Origin of the sequence: Pantoea rodasii, from assembly GCF_002095465.1 — a bacterium.
Taxonomy (GTDB): Bacteria; Pseudomonadota; Gammaproteobacteria; order Enterobacterales; family Enterobacteriaceae; genus Pantoea; species Pantoea rodasii.
Window position 1 is genome coordinate 170,116 of the sequence record NZ_MLFP01000005.1, and the last position, 14,545, is coordinate 184,660.

A 14,545-nucleotide genomic window follows, 5' to 3' on the forward strand; every position below is an offset into this window, starting at 1 on the left:
CGCTGTTCCTTATCGTTATGGTTTTGCAGGTGATAGAGATCCTAGGCTTTCAGGGCTTCACAAAACGTGTTCGTATCGCTGACCCAGCCAAAGAAGGTTTCAATATTGAAAATCGCTGCCTGCTGAGCGAACGGCGGGCCAGCCTGATAAGTGGCGTCTTCCAGCACCACGCCGAAATATTCGAGGAAGAAACCATCGCGCAGCGTCGATTCAACGCACACGTTGGTGGCGATGCCGGTGAACACCAAATGGCGGATACCACGGCTGCGTAGCATGCTGTCGAGCGGCGTATTGAAGAAACCGCTATAGCGTGGTTTTGGCAGCACGATGTCGCCCGCCTGCGGCACCAGTTCATCCACCAGCGCATAATCCCATCCGCCTTTGGAGAGCAAGGTGCCCTGCAATTCAGGACGTTTACGCATGGTTTTTAGCGCATTCGATTTATGAAAATTAGGCGAGCCGGCATCACCCGCTTCGACGTATTGATCGTCCCAGCCGTTTTGGAACCAGATGATTTGTATGCCTGCAGCACGGGCAGCAGTCACCGCCTGATGGATTTTGGCGATCACCGGTTTGGTGGCCGAGACATCAAAACCCGCAAGGTCGAGATAACCGCCTTCGGTGGCGTAGGCGTTCTGCATGTCCACCACAATCAACGCACTTTGTGCTGGCGGTAGCGCGATCGCCTCGGGACGCGCGGGCAGGGTGATGTTGGGCAAGCTCGATGTGTGGGCGCAAGTGATGGTACTCATCAGGCAACCTCCTTCTGCGATGTGATGACATTTTGGCGGCACTGCATTAGCGGCTGGATACGTTGACCGAAATCCTCGATGCCCTGCAGGAAATCATCAAAGGTCAGTAATACGCCCTGAGTGCCGTCGACCTCAGCAACTTCATCCAACATTCGTGCCACATTGGCGTAAGAGCCCACCAGTGTGCCCATATTTATATTCACCGCCGAAGTGGGATCGGCCATCTGACGCACGTTGGTGTCACTGCCAGATTTGGTGTCCTGCTGGCTTTGCGTGGTCAGCCAGGCAAGGGCTTCTTCATCGGCGCCCGCTTTGTAATGCTCCCATTTAGCGCGCGCAGCTTCGTCGCTTTCGGCGGCGATGATCATAAACAGCACGTAAGAACCGACATCACGTCCGGCGTTATCGGCCGCCGCTTTCATGCGGCTAGCGGTGGGGGCGAAGGCGGTTGGGGTGTTCACCCCTTTACCGAAGCAGAAGTTGTAATCGGCATGCTGGGCGGAAAATGCCATACCGGCATCGCTCTGACCGGCGCAGATCACTTTCATCGGTTTTTGCGGCTGCGGACTGACGCGGCAGTCGTTCATGGTGAAGAATTCACCTTTGAAATCGCTCTGGCCTTTGCCCCATAAATCGCGCAGCACGGTAACGTATTCCGTGAGGTAGTCGTAACGGCTGGAGAAGTATTCATCACCCGGCCATAAGCCCATCTGCTCGTATTCGGGCTTTTGCCAGCCGGTGACCAGGTTGACGCCGAAACGACCATTGGAGATGGAATCAATGGTTGAGGCCATGCGAGCCACAATCGCCGGTGGCAGCGTCAGAGTGGCTGCCGTGGCATAAATTTCAATGCGTGAGGTCACCGCCGCGAGTCCCGCCATCAGTGTGAAGGACTCGAGGTTGTGATCCCAAAACTCGGTTTTGCCACCGAAGCCGCGCAACTTAATCATCGATAACGCAAAGTCGAAGTGATAGTGCTCGGCTTTCAGCACAATCTCTTTGTTCAGTTCAAATGTCGGTTTGTACTGCGGCGCATGAGTGGAGATGAGCCAGCCATTGTTGCCAATCGGGATGAAGACGCCAATTTTCATGTGAAACCTCTCTGCATTGAACGGGAATTGCTTCACGCGCTACGCTGCTTCCTGCACACATCCTGTGGGCGGCGCTCAGTCACAAAATTGCAAAGCCTGTGCCACATTTTTAAATGTCTTGTACAACAATGTGTTAAAAATCCACTGCGCGATAAAGTGGAGTGAATGGTCTAAAACAGACCGTTTGGTCAAAACCTTTTGCACATTTTTCATGCGTGGCATGGTCAAAAAAGGTGCAGTGGCAGCGATTAGGCAGGAAAGAGGGCCTTTGTTATGATGCGGTTATGCAGGATGGAAGAGGTAACAGTGTGAAAAGCGATGAAAAAAACCGGGGCGACGTTCGCGAGCCGTTGCCGCCAAACGGGCCGCGATTCTGGAAGCGGCGTTAACCTTCTTCTCGCAATACGGTATTCACGGCACCAGCCTCGATAAAGTGGCGGAACGGGCTGATGTCTCCAAGACCAATCTGCTCTACTACTATCCTTCGAAAGAGGTGCTGTATGTTGCGGTGTTGAAAGAGATTCTTGACGTTTGGTTGGCGCCGCTGCGCGCATTACGCCACGATCAGGATCCTCTGACCGCTATACGGAAATATATTCGTCTTAAGCTGGAAGTCTCGCGCGATCACCCGCAGGCCTCGCGCCTGTTCTGCCTGGAGATGTTACAAGGCGCGCCGTTGCTTAAAGGCGAATTAGCCGGTGATTTAAAAGCGCTGGTGGATGAAAAAGCCGCCATCATTGAACAGTGGATCACAGAAGGTCGATTAGCGGGCGTGCAGCCACAGCATCTGTTTTTCCTGCTGTGGGCGACCACGCAACACTACGCTGATTTTGCGTCGCAGGTGGAGGCCATCACCGGCCAAACACTGAGCGACCCTGAGTTTTTTGAACAGACGCTGGAGAATGTACAGCGCATGATTATTGAAGGGATCCGCGTGCGCTGATCCCGCTTAGCCAGGAGCGTGCATGGATTCGCTATCACAACTGACCTTGGGCGCGGCGGTTACCGTCGCGGTGATGGGCAAGCGCGTGCCACTGTGGCAATCGGCGCTGGTCGGCGCGATTGCCGGCACCTTGCCCGATCTTGATGTCTTTATCGACCACGGCGATGCCATTCGCAATATGACGCTGCATCGCACCGAAAGCCATGCGCTGCTATGGCTGACGCTGATTGCACCGTTGCTGGGTTGGCTGGTGGCTGGCATCACCCGCAGTCGTACCAGCTGGCGCAGTTGGTGTCTGGCTATCTGGCTGGCACTGATTACCCACCCTTTGCTCGATCTCACCACGGTATACGGTACTCAACTTGGCTTGCCCTTTACCGATTTTCCCTACGCTATTGGCAGCATGTACATCATCGATCCGCTATATACCTTGCCGCTGTTGATTGCCCTCGGCATTGCCTTGTGGCGGCGTGATGGGGTGGGATTACGCTGGAACCAGGCTGGTTTGTTGCTCAGCACGCTGTATCTCGGCTGGAGCATGGTGGTGCAGGCCGTGGCGACGCAGCACATCGGTCGTGATTTAACCCAGCAATCCATCAAGCCGCAGCAAGTGCTGGTGACGCCAACGGCGTTTAATACTTTGGTGTGGCGAACCGTTATTATCACCCCCGATCGCTACGGGGAAGCCTATTGGTCTCTGCTATCACCTGATCGTGCGCTGGAGATCCGTTGGCATCCGCGCAATCCGCAACTGTTCGATGCATTTAAAGGTGACTGGTATGCCGAGCGAGTTGCCTGGTTTAGCCACGGTTTTTACGCCATGCAGCAGCAGGGTGAAGATACCTTAATCTCGGATTTGAGGATGGGGGAAGCGCCAGATTACACCTTCACCTTCAATCTCGGGTCGGCACATGCCCCGGAACCAGCACCAGAAAGAGAACCTTCTGTGCGGCCATCATTGGTGCAGGCATGGCATAAATTACGCGAAAGGCTATAAAAAAAAGCCCCGAGAGTGTCGGGGCTTTTTATCGGCAGGGTTATCAGGCTTTACGACGACGTAGTAGCCAGCCCATGGTAAGGATTACAAACCACAGCGGCGTCACCATCAGCGCCTGGCGGGTATCTTCCTGTAGGGTCAGCAGCACCAGCACAAAGGCGAAGAACGCCATGCATACCCAGCACATCAACTTGCCCAGCGGCATCTTAAACTTCGATTCCGCATGGCGCTGTGGATGCTGTTTACGATATGCCAGATAGCTGCACAGGATAATGGTCCAGACGAACATAAACAGAATCGCGGACACCGTGGTGACCATGGTGAATACGGTCATCACGTCAGGGATCAGATAAATCAGCGCAACACCACACAGCAGGCAGAAGCACGAGAAGAACAGCCCGGTGGTGGGAACGGCGCGCGACGACAGACGACCAAAGGCTTTATGCGCTACGCCTTGTTCCGCCAGGCCATACAGCATGCGGCTGGTTGAAAAGATTCCGCTGTTAGCCGAAGACGCAGCTGAAGTCAGCACTACGAAGTTAACGATGCTGGCAGCAGCAGGTAAACCGATCAGCACAAACATCTCAACAAACGGACTGCGGTTAGGCAGTACCTGATTCCACGGCGTCACTGCCATGATCACCAGCAGCGCCAATACGTAAAACATAATGATGCGTAAAGGAATGGCGTTAATCGCGCGCGGTAAGACCTTGTGCGGATCTTTGGTTTCCGCCGCCGCCGTCCCCACTAACTCAATACCCACAAACGCGAACACCGCAATCTGGAAGCCCGCAAAGAAACCGCTCAGGCCTTTCGGGAACATACCACCGTGATCCCAGATATTACTGAGTGAAGCGGTGCTGCCGCCTGGTGAAGGGTAATGCATGCTCACCAGCACGATGCCGGTGACGATCAGCGCCACAATCGCCACGATTTTAATAATGGCGAACCAAAACTCCATCTCGCCAAACAGTTTCACCGTGGCCACGTTGAGCGCAAGGAACACCACAATACACAGCAGTGCACTCATCCAGATGGAAAAATCGGGGAACCAGAGCTGGAAATAGGCGCTAATGGCGACAACATCAGCAATGCCGGTGACCACCCAACAGAACCAGTAAGTCCAGCCGGTAAAGTATCCCGCCCACGGGCCGAGTAAATCGGCGGCGAAATCGCTGAAGGATTTATATTCGAGATTAGAGAGCAGCAACTCACCCATCGCGCGCATAACGAAGAACAGCATAAAACCGATGATCATATAAACGAAAATGATCGAGGGTCCGGCCAGACTGATGGTTTTACCTGAGCCCATAAACAACCCGGTGCCAATCGCGCCACCGATGGCGATCAGCTGGATATGACGGTTATGCAGATTACGCTGGAGTTTTTCCGGCTGTTCGGCCTCTACCAGCGCCTCTTTGGATTGATCAACCATAAAGATATCTTTCCTGTCTTGATGTTGTGTCAGCTCTACTGGCTGTTGGATGACGCACCCTTTTACAGGGTAAGTGGCATAAGATAGTGGAAAGGCCGCTACTCTCGGTAATTGTTTTTTAACAATTGTGACCTTTTACGCGATTCGTTCTGTCAGTAAAAATTTACATGGCATAAACCTCGGTCATTTCGCGTAAATCTTCAACAATTAAGCCTTTTCTCCGTGATAGCGACTTTTAGCCATCTACACTTAGTGGTTCTATTAATCAGTAAACGTGAGGTGTGGTGCGCGCATTCATTGCTGTTGCAGTGCTGGCCCTGTGCGGCTGGTGGTGTTTGCCCTGGCTAAAAATTCATCTTCCGCCACAGTGGAATCCGTTTACGCCGCTGTCGGTCACCGATCCTCCAGGATGGATGATGCGTTATAAATTACAACGCTTAAGTCACGACCCCGCCGCGTGTCTGGCGGTAATGGAGCGCGCGAGCCAACAGGGATGGGTAGCGTTTCGTCGCGTCCCCGCGCTAAAAGGCGATTGCCCGATTGATCAACCTGTTCGGGTGAGCGGTTTTGGGGAAGTGACATTGAGCAGCAGTTTTATTGCCAGCTGTCCGATGGCCGTCAGCAGTACGCTATTTGTCGTAAACAGCACAGCCGCGTTGCAGCAGGCAGGGATTAACAGCCCACTCCGGCGAATTGCCCATGTTGGCAGCTATGCCTGTCGCAATATCTATCATCGCCAGCAAGGTCGCTTGAGCGAACATGCCACAGCTGATGCATGGGATGTGACAGGGTTTCAGTTGGCTAACGGGCGTTGGCTTCAGGTGAGTAAAAACTGGCAGCAACCAGAGGATGCAGCGGCCGGTCTTCATGCGTTGTGGCGCAACGGTTGTGCCACCTTTGGCAATGCGCTGGGGCCAGATTACAACGCTGCCCACGCCGGGCATTTTCATCTCGGCATGCGCGGCGCAGGGTACTGTCGTTAACTAGACGGCGGGATTAAGCCCACGTTTTATCAGGAAATGATTAGCCGGCCAGGAGAATAGAAAGCCGATTATCATGGACAATTGCAGCATAAACCAGAATGCCACCAGCAATGGATTGATTTGCTGATTGAGCACAAATTTTAGTGCCAGCGCCATAAAGATAAAAATACCTAATTGATAAATGAGCAGCGGAAAAGTTTCGGTTTTAAATGCTAATAATAACGCGCGGCCAAATGAACGTTTTTCACGTTGGCGAATAGCCAGAAACTGGAAAAATAATCCCACCACGAATGAAACTATCACGCAAATAATCGCCTGCATCCAGAGGGTTGGGTTAATGGCAAATTGATTTAGCAGGGTGATTATTGGGAGTGTCATGATGTCGCCGAATATACAAGCAGCGGCGGATAAAGAGGTGGAAATAAATATCGTCTGCCAGCTGGCATTACTCTGAATTTTTTGGGGAACCAACAGGGCGAGTTTTACCTGACGCGACGGTTTACGTCCCAGATACCACCAGGCCAGCCAGCCGATGAAGGGCATATAGAGGCCGGTTAATGGCCAGATGATATTCATTATCGCCACCGGATGCGGGTGACGGAAAAGATCTTTTAGAATCATCAGGGCTGTACAGCCGCCCAGCACAAGGAAAGGTAATGCCAACTGGTTCAACATAGTCAGTCCCGTTTGGATGCCCGAATACGCGCAACAATGCGCCTGAGTAGATGCTGCGGCATTGTCTTCCCTTTGCAAAATCCCGTGGCGTGTTGCGCCGCGCATCCTCTAAGAGTAGCCGGAAAAGAGGGTGGCGGAAATCCGGTTGTCGTGCTTGCCACAGAAATAGCTGGGATGAAGACTAAGCCGATGGGTAATCGTCCCGCTAAATAGTCTTTAGTTATCAGTAACCGCTCTTAAGTGAGTGATTTTAGTTAATGACGATGCTAAAAATTTATCAATCTAATGATAATTTTCGATGAACAGGGTGATTGAAACTCCTTCAGAAAAATCCTATTCTAATCACGAAAGAGGATTAAAGTTGTGAAGCTGTTAGCAAAAAATATCTGCTTACAGCCCCCAATAATGGTAACGCATTGACAACAGGACGTTTATGATTGTTACCCCGCGGGCTGCTCTCATCTCAATCAATATTTTTTCTCTCGTTAATTTATTTTTGTGTTAATCAGAACGAATAACAAGTTAAAGCGTGAAACAACGCTGAGGCAATAATGACTACCGATAATTATTTCGTCTGGCGTAGCGAAACTGAAAATGAATTTCAGGCGCTGACGGAAGTGCTGCAGGTAAAAAAGCTATTACAAAAACACATTGAAGCGCTGGGTTTTGATTCCTTCGCTTTTTTGGTTCAGCATCCCGTGCCTTTTACCCGGCCGCGCGTGTTTTTGTTCAGTACTTACCCGGAAAGCTGGGTAAAACGCTATGAAAGCGAAAACTATTATGCTGTTGATCCGGTGCTGTTACTTTGTCAGCGACCGGGGCGTGGCGTGGAATGGACGCGTGATTTATTTACCGGCGCAGGTAATTTATGGGCGGATGCAAACGCTGCAGGTCTCAATAGCGGCTTTTCTTGCTCGGCAATGGCGCCAAATCGTGCCATTGGTATATTATCTATAGCATCGTCGCTTCACAGTCAGACCCAACACTTACGCGTTCAGCTAGAGGTGAAACTGCATCTTCTGGCGGAACTGAGTTTGCGCGTGCTTGAGCGACTGAATGACAGTTCTATGGTCGTTTTATCTAATGATTTTAGTCAACGCGAACTGGAAATTCTGAAATGGACGGCAGAAGGAAAAACCTCTGCGGAAATTTCACTTATTTTAGCGATTTCTGAACATACGGTGAATTTTCACCAAAAGAATATGCAAAAGCGTTTTAATGTTTCCAATAAAACGCAGATTGCATGTTATGCGGCAGCAATTGGCCTGATATAGCAAAAAGGCAACTACTAATTTTAGTAGTTCCCACTCTTTAGTCAGTTGTCTACCCTGCGCCGGAACTTTGCCAGGCTGGCGCAAAGAAATCATTGCAAACATGGGGGATGTCAGGGGCGCATGATGAAAGTAATTCAAACACAGCTTAAGGATATGCCGTCCTCTTTGTTGGCAGAATTGGGAACGTATCGCTACAGCGTATTTGCGCGTGGTGAAGGCTGGTCCATTCCGCCGCGATTAAGCACGCCCGGCCAGGAATATGACCGTTTTGATCGTTCTGATGTGACCTGGATAATCGCCTGGAATGCGCGTCAGGGCATTTGCGGCTGCGCGCGTTTACTGCCGTGGAATGAGCCCGAAGTGCCAGAGGGCATGGTGCTACCGTTCGATCAGCACAAAGTCTGGGAAATGTCGCGCTTTTCGGCTCGTCTGGAAGTCGATGTGGAGCTGCCGCTGACTATTTTATGGCACTCTGTGCAACTGGCGGAACTGAGTGGTATGGATTATCTCATCAGTTCAGCCACGCCGATGCTGGAAAAGATGTTTGAACAGCACCGGGTCGAGTACGAGCCATTGTCACCGGGCCTGATTCAATCCGAAGATAATCTGTTTGCCATTCGCATTCCGGTGCATCAACCGGCGCTGGCAGATAAATATCGTGGTACGCGCCGCTTCAGTCCTGAAGAGGTCTTACCGTCACTCGGTGTTTCCGTCAACTGGCAGTCGCACAGCTAATCACCCCGCGCGGTGCGCGGGGCATGCCGCTTATTGACGATAAGCGGTTTTGATTTGACGAATGGTGTTGCTGAACACTTCCGCCTGCGGTTTATCGGCTAATGCGCTCTGCACGTAGCGCTCCATATTGATAATCACCTTACCGGCATCTGCCTGACCCATTCCCTTCAGAATCAGCGTCACCATCATTTTCAGGCAAGCCACTTCATCTGCCAGCGCCTGCGTATCCTGCGAAGTTGAAAAGTTCTCATCACTCATAATTGACTCCTTGGTGGTGTTACTCAATGTTGACACAATACCTGTGTGTAAAAACAGAGTATATCATAGGGTTGTCGGAGGAATTTAGCCCAGGCGAAGCGGTGGAGACCATTGCGGCGATTAATTAACGTTTGCGCTATTTATCGACTGAGGAAAATGCGTCAAAGGGGATAATTGAAATTTGGGCGAAAATGCGTCAGCACAAATGGCTATAAATTATAACTTAATGATATTAGTCACAATTTAACATTTTAATTCTTGCATGTTATTACGAATTAGTAAGAAATCAAGCGCCGTGGGTGAAGCATTGATTTAGGTCATTCTGTTTGGGATTTATCTGCGTTACCAGATGTTTTTTCTCCGGCAAACCCGGTAAGATGGCCCTCCTGTAATATATTTTCCCCTCACTAACCTGCGGAGTACGTCCCGTTGATCAGCCTGCTTCTTGTTGATGACCATGAACTGGTTCGCGCCGGTATTCGCCGCATACTGGAAGATATGAAGGGATTGGTAATTGCCGGGGAAGTGGCTTGTGGTGAAGATGCGGTTAAGTGGTGCCGTAGCAATCCCGTTGACGTCGTGCTGATGGACATGAATATGCCCGGCATTGGTGGCCTGGAAGCGACGCGCAAAATTGTGCGCTTCAATCCTGACATCCGCATCATTATGCTGACCATACACACGGAAAACCCGCTGCCTGCGAAAGTCATGCAGGCGGGAGCAGCCGGTTACCTGAGCAAAGGTGCGGCCCCGCAAGAAGTGGTGAGTGCGATTCGTTCGGTGCATTCTGGTCAGCGCTATATCGCGTCAGATATTGCGCAACAAATGGCACTGAGCCAAATCGAGCCACAAAGAGCGGAATCACCGTTTAGCTGTTTGTCGGAACGGGAATTGCAGATTATGCTGATGATCACCCGAGGGCAAAAGGTGACGGATATTTCCGAGCAGCTCAATCTCAGCCCAAAACCGTTAACAGCTACCGTTATCGCATGTTCAGTAAGCTGAATATCAGTGGCGACGTAGAGTTAACGCACCTGGCCATACGACATGGCCTGTTCAATGCGGAGCCGTTAATCAGTAGTGAGTGACGTTTTCAATTCCAAAGCCTTTCTCAGCACCGTGACCAGTCAGCCCGGCGTCTATCGTATGTATGACGCGACAGGCACGGTGATCTATGTGGGTAAAGCGAAAGACCTCAAAAAGCGCCTGACCAGTTATTTCCGTGCACAGGTTGGCAGCCGTAAAACCGAAGTGCTGGTCAGTAACATCCAGAACATTGATGTCACCGTTACGCATACCGAAACCGAAGCGCTGCTGCTTGAGCATAACTACATCAAGCTTTATCAGCCGCGTTATAACGTGTTGCTGCGCGATGACAAATCCTATCCCTATATTTTTCTCAGTGCCGATACCCATCCGCGGCTGGCGATGCATCGTGGTGCCAAGCATGCCAAAGGGGAATATTTTGGACCGTTCCCCAATGGTTATGCCGTGCGTGAAACGCTGGCGCTGTTGCAAAAAGTTTTTCCTATTCGTCAGTGTGAAAACAGTGTCTATCGCAATCGCTCGCGTCCTTGTTTGCAATATCAGATTGGCCGTTGCCTTGGGCCGTGCGTTGCCGGATTGGTCAGCGAAGAAGAGTATGTGCAGCAGACGGATTACGTGCGACTGTTCCTGGCCGGTAAAGATGACCAGGTAATCAACCAACTGGTTAAACGTATGGAAGATGCCAGTCATGGGCTGCGTTTTGAAGAAGCGGCGCGCCTGCGCGATCAGATTCAGGCGGTTCGGCGTGTCACTGAGAAACAGTTTGTCTCCAATCAGGGGGACGATCTGGATGTGATGGGCGTGGCGTTCGATGCCGGAATGGCTTGTTTGCACGTATTGTTTATTCGGCAGGGTAAAGTGTTGGGCAGCCGCAGTTATTTCCCCAAAGTACCTGCTGATACCGATCTCACTGAAGTGGTGCAAACCTTTGTCGGCCAGTTTTATCTGCAAGGCAGCGAAGCGCGTACCTTGCCTGCGGATATTCTGCTGGACTTCACGCTGCCCGAGCGCGAGCTGCTGGCGACGTCTTTGAGCGAACTGGCGGGGCGTAAAGTCAATATTCAAAGCAAACCGCGTGGCGATCGGGCACGTTACCTTAAGCTGGCGCGCACCAATGCAGCCAGCGCATTAACCACCAAACTCTCTCAGCACTCCACGATTCAACAGCGGCTGGCGGCGTTGGCGGTGTTTCTTGAGCTGGACATCATCAAACGTATGGAGTGTTTCGACATCAGCCACACGATGGGCGAGCAGACCATTGCCTCGTGCGTGGTGTTTAACCGTGATGGCCCACTGCGCTCCGATTATCGTCGTTATAACATTGAGGGCATCACGCCAGGCGATGATTATGCGGCGATGAATCAGGTATTACGCCGTCGATATGGTAAAGCGCTGGAAGAAGATAAAATTCCCGATGTGATTATCATCGATGGCGGTAAAGGCCAACTGGCGCAAGCGAAGCGGGTGTTTGCTGAACTGGATGTGCCCTGGGACAAAGATCGTCCTATCTTGCTGGGCGTGGCAAAAGGCACTGATCGTAAAGCCGGTCTGGAAACGCTGTTCTTCGAAGCGGAAGGTGAGGGCGTTTCGCTGCCGCCGGACTCGCCGGCGCTGCATGTGATCCAGCATATTCGTGATGACTCTCACAATCATGCAATTTCGGGTCACCGTAAAAAACGCGCCAAAGTAAAGAACACCAGTGCGCTTGAAAGCATCGAAGGCGTCGGCCCCAAACGCCGTCAGCAGCTACTTAAGTATATGGGTGGCCTGCAACCATTGATGAATGCCAGCGTCGATGAGATTGCCAAAGTTCCGGGTATTTCTTCAGCGTTAGCAGAAAAAATCTACCACTCGCTGAAACACTAACATTGAAACAGGGGGGGCAATGTAGGAACATACGTTAAATCCTACACACACCAGACAGTTACTGGCATATGCAATTTAACATTCCGACGTCTCTTACCCTGTTTCGAGTTGTACTGATTCCATTCTTTGTGCTGGCATTCTATCTGCCCTTCCATTGGGCACCCTTTGCCACCGCATTGATCTTTGTGGTTGCGGCTGTCACTGACTGGTTCGATGGTTTCCTTGCACGCCGCTGGAAGCAGACCACGCGCTTTGGTGCCTTCCTCGACCCGGTTGCCGACAAAGTCATGGTTGCCATTGCGTTGGTGCTGGTGGCCGAGTATTACCACGCCTGGTGGATTACATTGCCGGCTGCCACCATGATTGCCCGCGAGATTATCATCTCTGCGTTACGTGAGTGGATGGCGGAAATTGGGAAACGCAGCAGCGTGGCCGTTTCCTGGATTGGTAAAGTGAAAACCACCGCGCAGATGTTTTCGCTGTTCGCGCTGTTGTGGCGTCCAGAGGCAACAGTGGTGGGGATTGGCGTGGTGGCGTTGTACATCGCCGCGGTGTTGACCTTCTGGTCAATGTTCCAGTATCTCAGCGCCGCACGCGGTGATTTGCTCGATAGCTGATCGATGCGATTCAAAAAGCAGCAAACGGACGCGGTGTGTGGATAATTATATTGACTCATTGCGTCAGATAAGTAGAATGCATCGCATCGAACAGCAGCGAGTCTGCAAGAAGCTGAATAAAATCAGCGAGTTCGGTGAAGTATAGAATCTAGTGTTTCAGTTTGCGATAAGTCAGCAATTGAAAGACGAAGATGATGCGGGAATAGCTCAGTTGGTAGAGCACGACCTTGCCAAGGTCGGGGTCGCGAGTTCGAGTCTCGTTTCCCGCTCCAAATTTAGTAGTACGTTTTCAACGTATTACGCCTCAGATTAAAGGCGCGTTGGCAGAGTGGCCATGCAACGGATTGCAAATCCGTCTACCTCGGTTCGACTCCGGGACGCGCCTCCAATTTACACCCTGCCCGGGTGGTGAAATCGGTAGACACAAGGGATTTAAAATCCCTCGGCTTATGGCTGTGCGGGTTCAAGTCCCGCCCCGGGCACCATATTCAGTAGTAAATAAAAACGAATTAAAACAAAGCAATATAAGCAATGTCGTGACCGCCCAAGGGCGGTTTTTTGTTGCCCGCAATTTATTTCCTAATATAACTTCCTAATATCAGACACTCTTTTTCTGACCGCCGACCACCGGAACAACAACAATCTTGCGGTCGTATGCTGCGGTTTGTTCCACGTTCTTATGCCCGGTGATGGCTCTCTTCTCATAAAGATCACCCTCAAGGTCGGACACACCTTTTGCTTTCAGATCGTGGAAAGTGAAATCAAAAAGCAGTTCTGGAAATTTAACGCGGGCCTCTTCACGCGCTGAACTCCAGCGACTGTTAAAGCCATCGCGCGTATAGCCTGAACCGTTTGGCTGGTGGATGATGAATATACTGCTCATGCCAGGCTTAAGGGTCAGCTCTCCAGCCATGCTGATCACAGTAGTTAGGCGAGGGGACCAGCCTTTAATTTGCGCTACGCTTGTTTTACTCTGCTTAATTAAAATACCTTCTTCCACGATTTGGCTCTTTTTCATGGAAAGGATATCTGCTTGTCTGGCACAGCATAAATAGGCCAGCTCCATTGCCACCTTCACAATATCCGGCGCACACGAATACAGTGCCTGATATTCCGCATCTGTGACGTAGCGGTCACGAGACTCCTCTTTGAACTTCTTCACGCCCTTTGTAGGATTCCCCTTCACCATGCCGCGCTCATATCCCCAGCGATACATACGGGACATAAATGCCTTCTCACGGTTAGCCTGGACGCGGCTTTTCAATCCTCGCTTGTCCATGTACTTCCTGATGTGCTCAGGCTTGATCGCATCAGAAGGCATGGCACCAAAGACAGACAAAACATTTTTTGAATACTTGAGGTAGTCCTTCTGTGTTTCCCGCGCCAACTCAAAGAAATCTGCCGACTTAAAGAATCGGTCAGCCAGTGATGCTAACAGCTTGTCGTCGGGTATCTCGTTGATCAACGCTTCATACGCTGCCCAAACCTTTGACTGCACAGCATCAAGACTGCACAGGCGAATAGCGCCGCCATTCTTAGGGTGGAACTCGTAAGCTGAACGGCCGCGATATACTCGCGGCGGCATCCATGCGTCTTCAGTATTTTTTCTTGTTCTTGCCATTAATCCAGCGCGCCAAAGTTTGGTTCATGGGTTTCCTGTTCAGCCACTTTGCGATGCGTGATCGGATCGTTAAAGTGCTGCCAGGTTGTTCTTGGACGGCCATCACGTCTCACAACGAAGAAGATGCCAGCCTGCTTTAGGCAATTGCACTGTTTCGAAGGAATCTTGTAGCCGGTTAATTTTTCGATGTCAGCATCGGAAATTATGTCGTTCTGCATAGCCATCTCCAATCTCCACGCTTTACCTGCTGC

Annotated in this window: 14 protein-coding genes, 3 tRNA genes and 1 pseudogene; 11 read left to right on the top strand and 7 right to left on the bottom strand. The window is 51.2% G+C overall.

Annotated elements, in window-relative coordinates:
* Nucleotides 1–41 precede the first annotated feature (41 nt).
* Complete coding sequence (rutB, locus tag HA45_RS09040) at nucleotides 42–752, bottom strand: pyrimidine utilization protein B (RefSeq protein WP_100702647.1); 711 nt, start codon at nucleotides 750–752, stop codon at nucleotides 42–44.
* On the bottom strand, nucleotides 752–1,843 hold the full coding sequence (gene rutA / locus HA45_RS09045) for a pyrimidine utilization protein A (protein ID WP_100702648.1): 1,092 nt from the start codon (nucleotides 1,841–1,843) through the stop codon (nucleotides 752–754). The genes rutB and rutA overlap by 1 nt, the downstream gene beginning before the upstream one ends.
* Before the next feature lie 370 nt (nucleotides 1,844–2,213).
* Here rutA and rutR point away from each other — a divergent pair, with 370 nt between their 5' ends.
* On the top strand, nucleotides 2,214–2,786 hold the full coding sequence (gene rutR / locus HA45_RS09050) for an HTH-type transcriptional regulator RutR (RefSeq protein ID WP_128598914.1): 573 nt from the start codon (nucleotides 2,214–2,216) through the stop codon (nucleotides 2,784–2,786).
* 22 nt (nucleotides 2,787–2,808) lie between these two features.
* Complete coding sequence (locus HA45_RS09055) at nucleotides 2,809–3,783, top strand: metal-dependent hydrolase (RefSeq protein ID WP_100702649.1); 975 nt, start codon at nucleotides 2,809–2,811, stop codon at nucleotides 3,781–3,783.
* Nucleotides 3,784–3,826: 43 nt separating this feature from the next.
* Here HA45_RS09055 and cycA read toward each other — a convergent pair whose 3' ends face one another.
* On the bottom strand, nucleotides 3,827–5,218 hold the full coding sequence (cycA, locus tag HA45_RS09060; RefSeq protein ID WP_100702650.1) for a D-serine/D-alanine/glycine transporter: 1,392 nt from the start codon (nucleotides 5,216–5,218) through the stop codon (nucleotides 3,827–3,829).
* Nucleotides 5,219–5,502: 284 nt separating this feature from the next.
* Here cycA and HA45_RS09065 point away from each other — a divergent pair, with 284 nt between their 5' ends.
* Entirely contained in the window at nucleotides 5,503–6,201 is a 699-nt protein-coding gene (locus HA45_RS09065; protein ID WP_100702651.1) for an extensin-like domain-containing protein, read from the top strand.
* Here the strand turns inward: HA45_RS09065 and HA45_RS09070 are convergent, their stop codons facing one another.
* The gene (locus HA45_RS09070) at nucleotides 6,202–6,876 is read right to left on the bottom strand and encodes a DUF4396 domain-containing protein (protein WP_100702652.1); all 675 of its coding nucleotides are present in this window, start codon (nucleotides 6,874–6,876) and stop codon (nucleotides 6,202–6,204) included.
* A 551-nt stretch (nucleotides 6,877–7,427) separates the two neighbouring features.
* Here HA45_RS09070 and HA45_RS09075 point away from each other — a divergent pair.
* Complete coding sequence (locus HA45_RS09075) at nucleotides 7,428–8,150, top strand: autoinducer binding domain-containing protein (protein ID WP_100702653.1); 723 nt, start codon at nucleotides 7,428–7,430, stop codon at nucleotides 8,148–8,150.
* Nucleotides 8,151–8,273: 123 nt separating this feature from the next.
* Entirely contained in the window at nucleotides 8,274–8,885 is a 612-nt protein-coding gene (locus HA45_RS09080) for an acyl-homoserine-lactone synthase (protein WP_100702654.1), read from the top strand.
* Between the two features lie 30 nt (nucleotides 8,886–8,915).
* Here the strand turns inward: HA45_RS09080 and HA45_RS09085 are convergent, their stop codons facing one another.
* Complete coding sequence (locus HA45_RS09085) at nucleotides 8,916–9,143, bottom strand: DUF2594 family protein (RefSeq protein ID WP_100702655.1); 228 nt, start codon at nucleotides 9,141–9,143, stop codon at nucleotides 8,916–8,918.
* A 429-nt stretch (nucleotides 9,144–9,572) separates the two neighbouring features.
* Between HA45_RS09085 and uvrY the strand changes: the two are divergent.
* The 6 genes and pseudogenes from uvrY to HA45_RS09115 all read left to right on the top strand — a co-directional run bounded on the left by uvrY (nucleotide 9,573) and on the right by HA45_RS09115 (nucleotide 13,158).
* A pseudogene (gene uvrY, locus HA45_RS09090) lies at nucleotides 9,573–10,231 on the top strand (UvrY/SirA/GacA family response regulator transcription factor).
* The gene (uvrC, locus tag HA45_RS09095) at nucleotides 10,224–12,056 is read left to right on the top strand and encodes an excinuclease ABC subunit UvrC (protein ID WP_100702657.1); all 1,833 of its coding nucleotides are present in this window, start codon (nucleotides 10,224–10,226) and stop codon (nucleotides 12,054–12,056) included. Before uvrY ends, uvrC begins: the two are co-directional and overlap by 8 nt.
* A gap of 68 nt (nucleotides 12,057–12,124) precedes the next feature.
* A complete protein-coding gene (pgsA, locus tag HA45_RS09100) occupies nucleotides 12,125–12,673 on the top strand; it encodes a CDP-diacylglycerol--glycerol-3-phosphate 3-phosphatidyltransferase (protein ID WP_100702658.1) in 549 nt (182 codons plus the stop codon).
* Between the two features lie 196 nt (nucleotides 12,674–12,869).
* A tRNA-Gly gene (locus tag HA45_RS09105) sits at nucleotides 12,870–12,945 on the top strand.
* Between the two features lie 42 nt (nucleotides 12,946–12,987).
* Nucleotides 12,988–13,061: transfer RNA gene (locus tag HA45_RS09110), tRNA-Cys, on the top strand.
* Between the two features lie 11 nt (nucleotides 13,062–13,072).
* Nucleotides 13,073–13,158 (top strand) — tRNA-Leu (locus tag HA45_RS09115).
* Between the two features lie 113 nt (nucleotides 13,159–13,271).
* On the opposite strand, the gene HA45_RS09120 is transcribed toward HA45_RS09115, so the two are convergent.
* Both HA45_RS09120 and HA45_RS09125 read right to left on the bottom strand, forming a co-directional pair.
* Nucleotides 13,272–14,294, bottom strand: a complete 1,023-nt coding sequence (locus tag HA45_RS09120; protein ID WP_100702659.1) for a tyrosine-type recombinase/integrase — start codon at nucleotides 14,292–14,294, stop codon at nucleotides 13,272–13,274.
* Nucleotides 14,294–14,518, bottom strand: coding sequence for a DUF4224 domain-containing protein (locus HA45_RS09125; RefSeq protein WP_100702660.1), 225 nt, complete (start codon nucleotides 14,516–14,518; stop codon nucleotides 14,294–14,296). The genes HA45_RS09120 and HA45_RS09125 overlap by 1 nt, the downstream gene beginning before the upstream one ends.
* Between the last annotated feature and the right edge of the window lie 27 nt (nucleotides 14,519–14,545).

Bases quoted from the DNA above. Each gene is read 5' to 3' on its own strand.
- rutB (WP_100702647.1), bottom strand. From the start codon at position 752: ATGAGTACCATCACTTGCGCCCACACATCGAGCTTGCCCAACATCACC.
- rutA (WP_100702648.1), bottom strand. From the start codon at position 1,843: ATGAAAATTGGCGTCTTCATCCCGATTGGCAACAATGGCTGGCTCATC.
- HA45_RS09055 (WP_100702649.1), top strand. From the start codon at position 2,809: ATGGATTCGCTATCACAACTGACCTTGGGCGCGGCGGTTACCGTCGCG.
- cycA (WP_100702650.1), bottom strand. From the start codon at position 5,218: ATGGTTGATCAATCCAAAGAGGCGCTGGTAGAGGCCGAACAGCCGGAA.
- HA45_RS09070 (WP_100702652.1), bottom strand. From the start codon at position 6,876: ATGTTGAACCAGTTGGCATTACCTTTCCTTGTGCTGGGCGGCTGTACA.
- HA45_RS09075 (WP_100702653.1), top strand. From the start codon at position 7,428: ATGACTACCGATAATTATTTCGTCTGGCGTAGCGAAACTGAAAATGAA.
- HA45_RS09080 (WP_100702654.1), top strand. From the start codon at position 8,274: ATGAAAGTAATTCAAACACAGCTTAAGGATATGCCGTCCTCTTTGTTG.
- HA45_RS09085 (WP_100702655.1), bottom strand. From the start codon at position 9,143: ATGAGTGATGAGAACTTTTCAACTTCGCAGGATACGCAGGCGCTGGCA.
- pgsA (WP_100702658.1), top strand. From the start codon at position 12,125: ATGCAATTTAACATTCCGACGTCTCTTACCCTGTTTCGAGTTGTACTG.
- HA45_RS09120 (WP_100702659.1), bottom strand. From the start codon at position 14,294: ATGGCAAGAACAAGAAAAAATACTGAAGACGCATGGATGCCGCCGCGA.
- HA45_RS09125 (WP_100702660.1), bottom strand. From the start codon at position 14,518: ATGGCTATGCAGAACGACATAATTTCCGATGCTGACATCGAAAAATTA.